A 13,487-nucleotide genomic window follows, 5' to 3' on the forward strand; every position below is an offset into this window, starting at 1 on the left:
CCCCAATCAAAACTTAAATATAGGATACCTTAGTAAGGTATATTTTCTTTAAAAAAATAATTTTTACCCCTCATTCTAATTAAATATTTTCCTTCCCTCTATGGAATACATATGAGGTGTATATTTAATCATAAAACATAACTTCATTTTTTCCACCTTATCACCTCACAAACCTAATTTACTATACCCCCCTAAAGTATGTCAATATGTTTTTATATAACTTTTTTTATTTCAAACTACAAATAAAATAGCTCTGAACAGTTAATCAGAGCTATTATCTAATAATAAGTTATATATTTCGGAACATGTTAATGCATAGCTGTGGATAACTTAAGAACTCAGTTTGTTTTTACTCTTATAATGAGTAAGATTCACCGTCATTCGGCACTAGCACATTCGATGCGATACCTTTTTCATTAACAAAGCTCTTTAATTCTTCTCTAGACAATGTCCAATGGTTTACTGCTTCCATGTGGACAGAAATAATTTTTGCGTTAGGGACAGCCTTACAAACTTCATAAATGTCATCTTTATCCATTACCAGTGAACCGCCTACTAGGAATTGATTATCTCCGCCATTTACAACAATAATTTCTGGTTTGTGTGTTTCGATTACGTCTTGAACAGCACCATACCATACCGTATCTCCAGCTACATATAAAGTTTTTTCATTTGTATGTCGAAAGACAACGCCACACACTTGACCAGCATGCTGTAAGATTTCGCCTCTGCCATGCTCGCCTTTTGTTTTAATTAATTGTATATCTTCAAAGACTGTACCTTCCTGTAAAACCTCTACATTTTTGAAACCAGCGGTTCGAATTTCTGTCGCATCTTCTTCATTTTGGGAAAATATTTTAATTTCTTTTGGCAATGCTTCTTTAGCAACGTCATCCCAGTGGTCAGGATGCAGATGAGTGACAATGACAGCATCAATATTAGATATAATATTATCAATGGCTGTTGGTAAGCTTACTAAAGGATTATTTTGGTCTTGCCTTGGTGCAGGGGGTAAACCTACACCAGGTCCAAAAGGCGGGAGAGTTCCCTTTTCTGATAACATTGGATCTATTAAAAACTTTTTACCTGCATAATGAACAACGAGCGTAGCGTTTCGAATTAGTTGTATTTTCATATATATTAACTCCTTTTGTTTGTAATTTCCCCTATAACAACATATATTCTATACTATGACCCGATGACGAATACATAGATTAAATAAAGTGTTTTGGTGGTTTTACTTTATTTATGAAAGGAGTTATATAAATGTTAGATAACACGGATATTCTTATCCTAGATGAACTATCCAAGAATAGTCGGATTACAATGAAAGAACTGGGCGAAAGAGTCCATTTGACTGGACCAGCTACTTCGGCAAGAGTGGCAAAATTAGAAGAAAATGGGATTATAGAAGGCTATACCATTAAAATAAACCAAGTAAAGATGGGGTACCCTGTTCACGCAATTATACATATTTTTACTAAAAGCACAAATCATCAACATTATTTATCGTTCATAAAAAAACAAGATCAATTTATCATAAACAACTACAAAGTTAGTGGAGAAAGCTGTTATCTTCTCGAATGCAAATTTCCATCCAATGAAATATTAGATGAATTTTTGACAGACTTAAGTAATTATGTGAGCTATAAATTATCTATTGTTATTAATAAATAGTGGATTAAAAAAAGAAACTTTGTGAAAAATGCACTTAAACAAACGGGTGCTTATGTTCAGAATCAGCTGCCGAACCAGGTGACATTTTCTTTTTGAACAAACGGTGCAGGTTAGTTACACATGGAACTTTTAATATGGATAACCGTTTAATTATAAAAGGGGGAATTACATTGGTTCAAAAGCTATTTTATGTCTTGATTGCATTAACATTATTTTTGATTACTGGATGTTCTAATGGAGAAGAAACTACCAAAGTATCCATTGATAGTACTGATGCTGAAGAAGTTTTATCATTGGACCCCGATGCTGATATTTTTCAGTATGATGGAGTTATCTACAAGACTAATATTGATTGGGTTGAAGAATTGTCTTAAAAAAAAGACGTTCAAATCGGTGAAATCAAAACCCAAAATGATACTAATACAGTTTTTAAAGATGAAATGGCGAACAAACTTCCAGTTGGTGCAAAAATCTTTTCAGCCAAGGAAAGAGGAGATATTTTAATTGTAGAATTAGAAGGAGAAATCTTGAAATACCTTGCAATTGTTGAAGGGTAATCGTTTTTTATAGTCATCAAACTGTCAAAGATTGTGAAGAAGTGTACTTAAAGTAAAGGGTGCTTATGTTTAAGATTAGTTGCCAAACCGTTGTAAGAGTTATCGTCAACTTTCTTATTTTTTTTCGGCAAGTTCGCCTGTATATCCTCAACTTCGCTTATATTTCGGTAACTTCACTGATATATCATCAACTCATCCCCTTTTATCGTCACCCTCCCCCCGCCGAGTTAATCATTCAATGCGGTTGGAGATTGCCAGTTTAAAGCCTCTCCTTGTTCAATCAAACGTTTGATTAAACCGATACACCAAAAACCGCTCATTCTCATTCTGCTTTCCCAGACCAACTTCCTTCATCATCTCAAAAGGTGTGCTGTTTTCCAGGTAAAAAATATAATCCTCCGATGGATAATAGAGAATGATATCAATCTCCCGCTGGTGTTCTTCAGCAGACCTCAGAATATTGTTGACCACTTTCATGAAAATCTGCACGGTAAACGGGTTAAAAAAGTAAAAACGGTTGTCTGCAGCCGAAATTTCATATTCCTGCGCCAGGCAGCACTGAAATTCAATACGGTCTTTATTTCCTTTATAACGCTGTAAATTGGCAGCGGCCTCTTCATAAAAATCCTCACTCATCTCCACACCTGCTGCGGAAGCGCCAAACTTATGATGAACATAAAACGGCAGCCGGCCTTTCCCGCAGCCAAAGTCTACTACCCGGTCACTGCTTTTCAGTTCATATTCAGCAAACAATTTTTCCAAACCCTCATAAGGGGTAGGCTCATAGCGGTGATAATGGAAATATTTGTGAAACCCTATCTGCTCTCCGCCCGTTTCGATATTTAGCAACTCATCCATATCTGACTCTTTCATGCTTTACTCCTCCGCTAAAAAAGTGCCTGGCACCGCCATATGAAATTTCCAGTGGCAGTGCCAGGCACTCTAGTATGTATTTGGACTATTTCGGCGTACTCAACACCAAATATTCCCGCAATGTTTGCTGCAGCGTTCCCTTGGTTTCTGCCTGCTTCTCGAATGTCACGCCAGCATGGATCATTTTGCGGACAAGTTCAGCACGCAAGCCCGTAAGCACTGCATCGCAACCCATCATTTTGATGCCGCTCAGGATCTTTTTAAAGTGTACGATCACGTCAATTTCCATATCCGCGATGCCGGAAAGGTCCATGATTAAGGTCTGAATCTTGATTGAAGAAATATCCATCAAAACTTTTTCTTCGATGGTCTGGATGCGGTAGGAGTCAATCATGCCAATAAGCGGCAGCACTGCTACTGAAGTACTGATTGGAATAATCGGCACAGATAAATGCTCAACCAGTTTCCGCTGGGATTTCAGCATATCATCCTTATAATCCGAATAGCTGATGAAGAAGTTATTCAGAAATTCGTCAACATGGTCATTGACCTCTTTTTCCAGATTATAAAAGGTTTCGCGCGATGTATCCGTATCCTTTATCTTGTCAAACTGATATAGAAAATGCCATAGCGTACGTCTGATAGCCTGAACCCATTCCAGTTTGAATGAAAGAGTCAGGGAATGCTCCGCCCATGCCACGCCTTCCTGCTTGGCAAACGCAATCAGCTCTTCCTCTCTATTTTCTGCTACAAATAACGCCAGCTTCTCGGCGTTTTTTAAAAGGTCGATATTTCCCCTTTGTAAAATATCATTAATTTTTGAAGCCACATTAACAGCCTCTGATAATAACTTTTGCTGAAAATTTTCACGGTTCGCAACGATGAATTCCGCAATATCCTTGCTATCCCTGTAAGTTGCTTCCATTTTAAGCATACGCCCCTTTTTATTCTGAATAGTATACACTTTCGTTTTAACGGTGGAAAATCCTCCCAAAAACTTAAATATGGAAGATGTTGCTCTTATTTTATCAAACGCTAAATGATAATACCCTGATTAAGCTCCTGTTAAACCACGAAATTAAATTTCTTTCAGGATTGGCGAGTTTGTGTACAGCAAATAACTAAAGCTCCGCGTTTTGATCAGTACTCTTTCAGCTGTGCCATGCTGAAGTTTCGTCCCCGGTATAGGTGTCATATGCTTACATCAACAATTTCATTAAACGGAATCTAATGGCCATTTGACTAAAAGGATGTCATCTGCCTTTTTCACTTTATTATCAAACATGCCCAATCCCCTGCTTTTTTATCATTAATTTTCATTACGCTTATTCATTAGGAACGTTTCGCTTCAAAGGAAAAAAGCGCCGCAGACGGGCGCTTTCTTTTTAAATGGCTGTTTTCTAAAAGATTGTTGTACTTAAATAGATCTGTGAATAAAACATTGTTAAATAAGGTTGGTTGATTGGAGCGTAAGGTGCGAGACTCCTCGAAAATGCATTCGCATTTCCTTCGTGCGGTGATGATTCAAGGATGTTTATTCAAAGTCCAGCGGGAGGAGTGGGACAGGTGAGACCCCACAGGTGCTGCGCACCGAGGAGGCTCACCGTCCGCCCCGCGTTCGCTAAGCATCCTGGAGTGGAAATCAACCTCACCTCACTACTTGTTTAAAAAGCAACAAAGTTTGCGAAAACAGCCTTTTAAATAAAACCAAGTGTACTCATGAACACAACAATAATCGTAATCGGAACGACCCATTTCATCAGGAAGCTCCAGGTTGAGTACAGGGCAGGCGATAGTGTGCTGCTGAGTGCGAATTCGTCCTTCACAAGCTGCTTATTCATTTTGTATGAAATAAACAGCGCGATCAGCAGGCTGCCGAGCGGAAGCAAGATATTGCTGACAAGGAAATCTGTTGCATCAAAGACATTTTTCCCGAAAATTGTGAAATCTCCCAGCAAGCTGAATGACAAAGCTGCAGGTATTCCAGCCCCAAACACAACCAGTCCTGAGATCCATGAGATCTTTTTCCGTGAGTGTTTTCCGTTCTCAATAAAAGCAGATACGATGATTTCCAGCATGCTAAACGAAGAAGTTAATGTTGCAAATAAGAATAGAAGCAGGAAGATCGCCAGGAAAAATTCGCCCATTGGAATTTGTGAAAATACTGCCGGCAAAACCATGAACAGCAGGCCGGGACCTTCTGCAGGCTCGAAGCCAAATGCAAACACAACAGGGAATATAGCCAGACCAGCCAGAATGGAAATAAAGATATTCATGGTCACAACGGAACCGGCTGATGCAGGAATGCTTACCTTTTTATCCAAGTAAGAGCTGTATGTAACCATGCAGGAAAAGCCGACCGCAAGCGCAAAGAATGACTGTCCAAGTGCGTAAAGGGCAGATTCACCGGTGATTTTGCTGAAGTCCGGGTTCAGGAAGAACTTAACCCCTTCCATTGCCCCATCCAATGTCAATGCACGGATCACAAGCACAATAAAAAAGACGAATAAAAGCGGCATCATATATTTGCTTGCTTTTTCAATTCCATTTTGTATACCGAACGTAATAACAATAATATTAATGAGCAAAAAAGCAGCAAGCCCGAAAAGTGTTAAACCAGGTGTAGAGGTGATGCTTCCAAATAATTCAGGGTACGCCGCATCTGGTGTAATAATTTGGCCTCCAATGGCCATCACACTATAAATCAGCACCCATCCCCCTACAACCGCATAGAAGGAAAGCAGCAGGAAACAGCCAATGACACCAAGCTTTCCGGTAATCGTCCACCAGCTGTTGGGAGCCAGTTTATAGTAAGCAGATACCGCCTCTTTCTGTGCGCCACGCCCAATGATGAACTCTGAAACAAGCATAGGCAGCCCGATCAAAACAGTAAATACAATAAACATAAGTAAAAATGCACCACCGCCGCTCGTTCCAGCTACGTACGGAAACTTCCAAATGGCCCCCAGGCCGATCGCTGCACCGGCCGAGGACATGATAAAACCAAATTTAGATGACCATTGCTCTCGATTTTTTGTACTCATAGTACCCCCTGTAAAATGTCTCTATTTTTATCGTAAATCAACGGCAGGAATACGCCCGCTTAAGGATAATGAATAGCGGGGATAATTAAGCTGTCCGTATAGTATGAAGGAACGCAGACTAAGCTCGCCACGACATGTGGCAGCTTCTGCGTGACCCATCGATTGTGAGCCGAAGCAAACCATCAACCGGAGTGAATCCCTTTTTATTTTATAGCTCAGTGCGGATATCCCAAAGCTCAGGGAAGAAACGCTGATCCAGCACCTTTTTCAGGTAGCCGACACCTGAAGAACCGCCTGTTCCCATTTTAAAGCCGATGATTCTTTCCACCGTTTTCATATGGCGGAAGCGCCACTGCTGAAGCCAGTCTTCAATATCCACAAGCTTTTCTGCCAGCTCATAAAGCTCCCAATACTTTTCAGGATTTTTATAAACAGTCATCCAAGCGTCGCGGACGGAAACATTTTCTTTGTATGTTCTTGTTACATCTCTATTTAGGATTTCTTCGTCAATAGCCAGACCTGCTTTGTGGAGCGCGCGGATTGCTACATCGTAAAGGCCTGGTGCTTCGAACGCCTTTGTTAATTTCGCATGCAGCTCAGGATCCTTTTGGTAGATTTTCAAAACATGCTCCGTTTTGTATCCTAACGCAAATTCTACCATACGGTACTGGTAGGATTGGAAGCCAGATGCCTGGCCAAGAGAATCACGGAACTCCATATACTCGGATGGCGTCATTGTGGACAACACATCCCAGGCCTGGATAATCTGCGATTGCGTCTTCGAAACACGCGCAAGACGCTTCTGTGCTGTGGACAAGTCGTTGTTTTCGATCGATTCAATGGCTGCGCCCATCTCATGAAGAATCAATTTCATCCACAGCTCACTCACCTGGTGGATAACAATGAACAGCATCTCATCATGATGGCCGGAAAGCCGGTTTTGTGCAGATAGGATCTTATCCAGCTGCAGGTACTCGCCATATGTCATATTGTTTGTAAAATCCGTATGAATACTTTTTTCCGATGTAGTTGCATTAACATCCTGATGGTTTTTTTCGTTGATCATGGTGGATCCTCCTTGTGTTTTGGTTCTGGTTCTACATGTAGTTACGGTCCGGTGTACCAGCATTTGAACACTATCTTCTTGACTGAAGAGGCCGCTGCTATGGACCTCACATATTGAGAAACTGGCTTTGGCTGGTAATTCCCGCTGTTTGGCCGGTATTTTACTAGAATTGGCCGGTAGCTGGTTTTTCTGCTCGCTAATTCAGGTCTGGATAGCTGCAAAATTGCTGTTTGGCCGATAAATCTTAAAATTTTGCCGATAACTGGACGGTTCCGCCCAATAATTTCCTCAAATCAGCCATTCCCCGTCCAATAATCTTTAAATCGGCCGAATAACCGCCCGTACCGGACTGCCATCCGCGTCTTTAATCGGCAGCGGCAAAGCAATCAGCTCATAATTGCCTTCTTCTACATCATCAAGCATAATATTTTCTAAAATATGAATGCCATTCCGATATAAAGCATGGTGCGTTTCCATGTCCTTGCTGTCGAGCGGGTCGACGGATGGAACATCCACACCCAGAAGGCCCACCCCCTTACTGCCCAGGTAGTCAGCCATATCCCCCGCCAATTCTGAAATCCTTTCCGGGAACACTTCCGGATTATTCGGAACCGCTGTTTTCAGCAGCACACGTTCCACACCTTCCAAATCAAAACCCTGCAATACTTCAGCATCCACGCGATCATAACCAGACACATCAATCACACGCGCAGGCCCGATATACAGCTCGATATCAAGATCAATAATCTTCTCGCCTTCATCATTAAAATGAAACGGCGCATCGACATGGGTACCGGTATGCAGGCTGGTTGTGATCCGGCCAATATTGACCGATCCTGTTTGTTCTTTTGTAAAAGCCGTTTCATAGCTGAATGGCGTATCGCCGGGCCAGTGTGCAATATCGCTGCTTAATGGCTGTGAAATATCAATCCACCCTTTTTTCGTCATGCTACGACTCCCCGTTTGTTTTCATATTGCTTGTATTTTTCCTCTTCCATAATGCTCTTTAAAATTTGAACGGTTTTCCAGACATCCTCAAATGTATTGTAAAGCGCAACCGGTGCCAGCCTAATTCCATTCGGTGCGCGGAAATCAGGAATGACACCCTCCGCCTTCAAAGCCTTACAAATTCTGGCCGCTTCCGGATGCTCCAGATAAATATGACCGCCGCGCTTCTTCTCGTCAAGCGGATTTCGCAGAACAAAACCGTGCCCGTCCAGCTCATGCTTAAATAAATCGATCAAATAGCCTGTCATTTTAAGAGACTTCTCGCGGATCTTTTCCATCCCTACTTCATTAAACATGCTGAGAGAGCCAATAATCGGCGCCATGCTAAAAATATTCGGCGTTCCGATTTGGTATGCGCCTGCATCCTCAGCAACTGTAAGTTCATGCTCCATATCAAATTGCTTATCTTTGCGGGAGCTGAACCAGCCGGCAAGACCTGGCACTTTGCCAAAATGGCGCTTGTTCACAAACAATCCGCCTGTGGAACCTGGTCCGCCGTTCAAATGCTTATAGTTGCACCAGAAAGCAAAATCGGCATCCCACGCACTCAGTTCATGCGGGATGGAACCAACCGAATGGCATAAGTCAAAGCCAATCCCGATGCCGCGCTTATGCGCCTCGGCAGTCAAATATTCCATATCCAGCACCTGGCCGCTGCGATACAAAACGCCCGGCAGAACAATCAGCGCAATCTCATCTGTCATCGCCGCGACAATATCTTCTTCCTTCAGCGTATGGCCATCCCCGCTCTTTACCTGGACAAGATGCTCGGCAGGATCATAGCCCTTCAGCTTAACCTGACTTTGCAGCGCATAAATATCGCTCGGAAAATTTAATTCGTCCGCCAATATTTTCGTTCTTTTTCCTTCCGGCTTATAAAAAGTAGATACAAGCTGGTGCAAGTTAACAGTCGTGGAACCGCTTACAATTACTTCCTCCGGATTTGCCCCTACGATTGGCGCCAGCTCTTTTCCAAGTGTTTCAGACAGATAGAACCAAGGATTGTCCCCTTCTGTCCAGCCATCGATACCATGGTTCTTCCAGGAATCCAGCAAATCGAGAAGCGATTTTTCCGCTCGCTTGGAAAGCAGGCCAAGGGAGTTTCCATCCAAGTAAATTCCGTTTTCCTTTATATAAAACTCTTCCCGGTAAGATGCCAGACCATCCTGGGCATCCAGTCCGATTGCATATTCGCGTGTAATATCCATAGATTTCCAACCCTTCAGAATATTTATTATTTACGCAAATTATATAAGTTTAATTGACACTATGTCAATGATATAATGTCAATAAGGTTGTCAGAAAACTCAAAACCATTTAAACTTATTAAAAATACTTCAATGTTCGAAATATAAAAGCAAACTGGCAAAGGAATGAAAACATGACAAACTCAATTGACCAATTGCCGGCAAGGCAGCAGCAAGCCATTAAAACACGGAATAAACTCCTGAAAGCCGGAAAAGAAATTTTTCTCGAAAATGGCTTTCAAAAAGCGACCATCTCACAAATTATTAAAAAAGCCGAAACAGGCTACGGAACAGCGTATGTTTATTTTAAAAATAAAGATGAGCTTTTCATCACCTTGATGGAAGATTTAATGAACCAATTTTACGAAGTGGCCGAGATGCCCTTCAAACCGCAGACAAAAGACGAAGCCTATGAAAATATCAAAAAGCAGGTTCGCCTTTTCCTGCAGCTGGCTTTGGATGAGCAGGATATGATGAAGGTGGTAAAAGAAGCGATTGGCGTCTCACCTGAAATCGACCATAAATGGTATAGATCCGCGAACGATTCATCGAGCGGATTTCAGTGGACATCCGCTATGCCCAGGAGCAAAAACTCGCCAAGCAGCATCTCGATCCATCTCTCACCGCAAGAGGCTGGTTCTATTCCAATGAAATGTTCATGTGGGAATTGGTTATGAACGAGGATAAATATGAAATGGAAGACATCATTGTGAACCTGACCAGTATGTATACGGGCGGGTTGTATGAATAAAGAAGAATTCGCGGGGTAAATCAGCGTCATTTTACTAGTTTTGCGCTTCCCTTTTTCGATTTATGCGTCAGTTTTGTTGACTTATGCATCACTTTTAGATTTTATGCGTGACTTCCCATTCCACCGTTTGGTTTAAAGTCAAAAATCGTTCGTAAAAAAGGTGCCTTCCCCCCACCCCGGGGAAAGGCACCTTTTTCAATTCGAAACCAGCTCTCGATTATTTGACGAAACCGTAATATTCCCTTTCAACAGCTTCACCGTAACATCCGAATCCCGCGCAATATTCGGGTCATGCGTAACGACGATCACGCACTTCTCTTCCTCATGAGCAAGCGATCGCAGCAACCCAACAATCTCTTGAGCCGTATCTTCATCCAAGTTCCCAGTCGGTTCATCCGCTACAATCAGCTCGGCATCACAGCACAATGCACGTGCAATGGAAACACGCTGCTGCTGTCCGCCGCTCAATGTGAGGACTTTTTGCCGTGCCTGGATCTCGGCTATCCCGACCCGCTGCAGCATCTCCAAAGCAATCGCCTTTTTATTTTTTGTGGAAGACCCCGTAATCTCCATCGCAGTCAGGACATTTTGGAGCGCGGTCATATAGGGAAGCAGATTATAAGATTGAAAGACAATGGAGACATATTTGTTCCGGAAACGCGTCAGTCCGATTTTTCGGATATCCTTCCCCTCATACAGCACTTCTCCCTCTTTTGGGACATCGAGGGCGCTGGCCAGCGCCAGGAACGTGGTTTTCCCGGAGCCGGATGGCCCAATGATGCTGTAAAAATTCCCTTTCTCAAAGCTAACATTAATATTTTTCAAGATTTCATGTTTTTTATTTTCGTGTTTATACCAATAGCTAATATTGTTGAATTCCAGCAATGAACTCATATTTCCATCTCCTTTTAATCCTGCTTGCTAAGAATGGCTTTGGGCTGAAGGCGCAGAACCGATAACGAAGGCAATAATGCTGACCCAGCTGCAATCACCAGGCCGATTAGTGCCAGAAACCCAAGATCCTCTGTTGTCACCTGGACATTCAGCTCATCAACTGTTTCCACTGATGCTTGAGCCTGCATCATTCCCGGTCCAAAGCCGCCCATGCCCCTTCCTCTGAAGGATTCAGGTGTATTCGTCTGTTCCGCGGACGCTAACTCCTGATTCAAGAGCTGATCGCCAAGCTGGCCCGCCACCACATTGCCGCTTGCTGTTGCAATGCCGAGCGATAGAACCGCCACCACTAAGATTTCGGCAATAAACTGGCCTGCGAGCTTCCATCTTTTTTCGCCGATGGCCAGCAGAACGCCCATTTCATACTTTCTTTCACGGATCGACATCATGACAATTAAGCCCAAAATAATCGCCCCGGCTATGGATACCAAGTACACAATATTATTCGAAAAGCTGGCTACGTTCTCAATCGGCCCGACCATCTGCTGATACAGCTGGTCATCGGCATCAAGCTTGAACGTTTCAAAATCAATGCTGCTCTCAATCTTTGCCTGGTCAATAAAGCTTTGCATTTCAGCAGGGTCATCAATGTAGTAAATGGCGCTATCGATCGAATTTTCATAATCCGCCCCTTTTATTGCCGCTGCCGCTGTATATGGAACGTATAGCTTGTTATATGGATTCAAGGCTGTAAAATCCATTGCTTGATCAGAGCCGGCGGACGCCGTTTGATAGATTCCGATAATTTCAAGCTCCACCGCCACCGCTTCGGCCCGCGGGCTGGAAACCGTGATCGTATCGCCAACAATCAACTCGTTTTCTTCTGCTAATGTCTGTTCAATCAGTGTTACATTTTTTCCAATATTCTCTTCTGTAATCCCGCTGCCTTCAACAATCGCTGAAGTTCCATCCATAAATTCTGCAACAGAGTCTGTAAAGGCAACTCCCTGCAGGCTGACATCTCCCTGCATCATTCCGCCCGGCATGCCTCTTCCAGGCTCCTCCCCTTCATTGCTTTCTTCCGACGTATCGGACGCAGCCGACTCGCTTTCAATCGGCTCAAAATCGGAGGCTAGTCCAGTAGTGGACGAATAGAAATTATAGCCTTTAATCTGATCGTAAGAAGTTAGCTCCTCTGCGGTTTCAAGCGGAACCGGTACGGACTGGAAACGCACCCGCTCCCCTTCGCTTTGCTCGGACATCGCCTGTTCTCTCAGCTTATCTATATCAGCCTGCAAGGTGACATCAGCCCCCAGCTTTTGCCGGGCAAGGTCTCCGGATTTTTCTGCAGCTGTCTGGATCGACAAACCTGCCAGCACTAATACACAAATTACCGTGAATACGAAAATCTGCAGAATGCTTTTCCCTTTTCGTGCTTTCACACTTAAAAAAGCTCGCTTTAAAAAATTCATCTTAATTTTCCCCTCAGCCCTCTAAAAAGTTCTTAATCTCATATTCTTCAAATTTTTCTTCCAGCCATGCGGTGTATTCTGTCTGCATCTCTGTTTCGAATAATGTATTTTTAATCTCTTCCTTAACATCCTCATAGACCGCTTCCTTGGCTTCCTGCTTTTCTGCTACCTTGATGACGTGGTAGCCATATTCCGTTTTAACGGGCTCGCTGATTTTTCCCGGCTCCAGAGAGAAAGCGACCTCTTCAAATTCAGCGACCATGTCTCCCTTTCCGAAAAAGCCGAGGTCTCCGCCTGCATCTTTATTGCTGTCATCGGTCGAATATTCTGCTGCCAATTCGGCAAAGTCCCCGCCATCATTCAGCTTCTCAATGACTTCTTTTGCCGCCTTCTCATCTGCTACTAAAATATGGCTCGCAGACACCTGTTCCTCCTGGGCAAAGCTGTCTTTGTTTTCATCAAAATAGGCTTTCATATCCTCTTCCGAAATCTCAATCCTTGGTTCAAGCAGCTTTTTCGTTGCCAGGTAGGATTCGATATCATCCTCAAAATCAGCCATCGAGAGGCCACTAGATTCGAGCGTCTGCTTTAAAGCATCCTCACCGCCGTATGATTCCGCATAAGCAGCCTTTTCCTCGTCAATTTCTTCTTGTGTCACTTTCACATTCTCTTTCTTTACTTCCTGATCAATTACTTTCTCGGTGATCAGCGAATCCAGAAGCTCCTGCCCGTACTGGGCAACGAGCTGCTCATGCAGCTCATCCTGACTGATTTTCTCGCCATTAACGGTAGCTGCCGCGTCATCCTGTATGGTAAAAAAGATGGCTGCAGCTGTCCCGATTGTAAAAACACTGCCTAAAATCCAATATAAAACTTGCTTATTCTTCATCGTGTTCCC

The 13,487-nt window shown here is 42.9% G+C and carries 12 protein-coding genes and 1 pseudogene; 3 read left to right on the forward strand and 10 right to left on the reverse strand.

Annotation, left to right across the window (positions count from 1 at the left end):
- Positions 1 to 355: 355 nt before the first annotated feature.
- A complete protein-coding gene (locus tag AC3ZVC_RS01535; protein WP_490065979.1) occupies positions 356 to 1,135 on the reverse strand; it encodes an MBL fold metallo-hydrolase in 780 nt (259 codons plus the stop codon).
- Positions 1,136 to 1,266: 131 nt separating this feature from the next.
- Between AC3ZVC_RS01535 and AC3ZVC_RS01540 the strand changes: the two genes are divergently transcribed.
- Together AC3ZVC_RS01540 and AC3ZVC_RS01545 are read left to right on the forward strand one after the other, a co-directional pair.
- Positions 1,267 to 1,677: an Lrp/AsnC family transcriptional regulator gene (locus AC3ZVC_RS01540; RefSeq protein ID WP_490065980.1), complete on the forward strand. Its 411-nt coding sequence runs from the start codon at positions 1,267 to 1,269 to the stop codon at positions 1,675 to 1,677.
- Positions 1,678 to 1,847: 170 nt separating this feature from the next.
- Positions 1,848 to 2,051, forward strand: coding sequence for a hypothetical protein (locus AC3ZVC_RS01545; protein WP_490065981.1), 204 nt, complete (start codon positions 1,848 to 1,850; stop codon positions 2,049 to 2,051).
- Between the two features lie 459 nt (positions 2,052 to 2,510).
- Here AC3ZVC_RS01545 and AC3ZVC_RS01550 read toward each other — a convergent pair whose 3' ends face one another.
- The 6 genes from AC3ZVC_RS01550 to kynU all read right to left on the reverse strand — a co-directional run bounded on the left by AC3ZVC_RS01550 (position 2,511) and on the right by kynU (position 9,433).
- Positions 2,511 to 3,107: an SAM-dependent methyltransferase gene (locus AC3ZVC_RS01550; protein WP_490065982.1), complete on the reverse strand. Its 597-nt coding sequence runs from the start codon at positions 3,105 to 3,107 to the stop codon at positions 2,511 to 2,513.
- An 85-nt stretch (positions 3,108 to 3,192) separates the two neighbouring features.
- On the reverse strand, positions 3,193 to 4,032 hold the full coding sequence (locus AC3ZVC_RS01555) for an STAS domain-containing protein (protein ID WP_490065983.1): 840 nt from the start codon (positions 4,030 to 4,032) through the stop codon (positions 3,193 to 3,195).
- Positions 4,033 to 4,804: 772 nt separating this feature from the next.
- On the reverse strand, positions 4,805 to 6,151 hold the full coding sequence (locus tag AC3ZVC_RS01560; RefSeq protein WP_490065984.1) for a sodium-dependent transporter: 1,347 nt from the start codon (positions 6,149 to 6,151) through the stop codon (positions 4,805 to 4,807).
- A gap of 208 nt (positions 6,152 to 6,359) precedes the next feature.
- Positions 6,360 to 7,217 (reverse strand): tryptophan 2,3-dioxygenase, encoded by an 858-nt coding sequence (gene kynA / locus AC3ZVC_RS01565; RefSeq protein ID WP_490065985.1) that lies wholly within the window; start codon positions 7,215 to 7,217, stop codon positions 6,360 to 6,362.
- A 318-nt stretch (positions 7,218 to 7,535) separates the two neighbouring features.
- Positions 7,536 to 8,165, reverse strand: a complete 630-nt coding sequence (gene kynB / locus AC3ZVC_RS01570; RefSeq protein ID WP_490065986.1) for an arylformamidase — start codon at positions 8,163 to 8,165, stop codon at positions 7,536 to 7,538.
- Positions 8,162 to 9,433 carry a kynureninase gene (gene kynU / locus AC3ZVC_RS01575; protein WP_490065987.1) on the reverse strand — a complete coding sequence of 424 codons (1,272 nt, stop codon included), beginning with the start codon at positions 9,431 to 9,433 and terminating at the stop codon, positions 8,162 to 8,164. The genes kynB and kynU overlap by 4 nt, the downstream gene beginning before the upstream one ends.
- 173 nt (positions 9,434 to 9,606) lie before the next feature.
- Here kynU and AC3ZVC_RS01580 point away from each other — a divergent pair.
- Positions 9,607 to 10,223, forward strand: a pseudogene (locus tag AC3ZVC_RS01580) (TetR/AcrR family transcriptional regulator).
- 195 nt (positions 10,224 to 10,418) lie between these two features.
- On the opposite strand, the gene AC3ZVC_RS01585 reads toward AC3ZVC_RS01580, so the two are convergent.
- Genes AC3ZVC_RS01585 through AC3ZVC_RS01595 form a run of 3 tightly spaced genes read right to left on the reverse strand, consistent with a single transcriptional unit; the run spans position 10,419 to position 13,478 of the window.
- The gene (locus tag AC3ZVC_RS01585) at positions 10,419 to 11,117 is read right to left on the reverse strand and encodes an ABC transporter ATP-binding protein (protein ID WP_490065988.1); all 699 of its coding nucleotides are present in this window, start codon (positions 11,115 to 11,117) and stop codon (positions 10,419 to 10,421) included.
- A gap of 14 nt (positions 11,118 to 11,131) precedes the next feature.
- Positions 11,132 to 12,589: an ABC transporter permease gene (locus AC3ZVC_RS01590; RefSeq protein ID WP_490065989.1), complete on the reverse strand. Its 1,458-nt coding sequence runs from the start codon at positions 12,587 to 12,589 to the stop codon at positions 11,132 to 11,134.
- A 13-nt stretch (positions 12,590 to 12,602) separates the two neighbouring features.
- Positions 12,603 to 13,478 (reverse strand): peptidylprolyl isomerase, encoded by an 876-nt coding sequence (locus tag AC3ZVC_RS01595; protein ID WP_490065990.1) that lies wholly within the window; start codon positions 13,476 to 13,478, stop codon positions 12,603 to 12,605.
- Positions 13,479 to 13,487 lie beyond the last annotated feature (9 nt).

The organism is Cytobacillus sp. C11.1 (assembly GCF_058145115.1).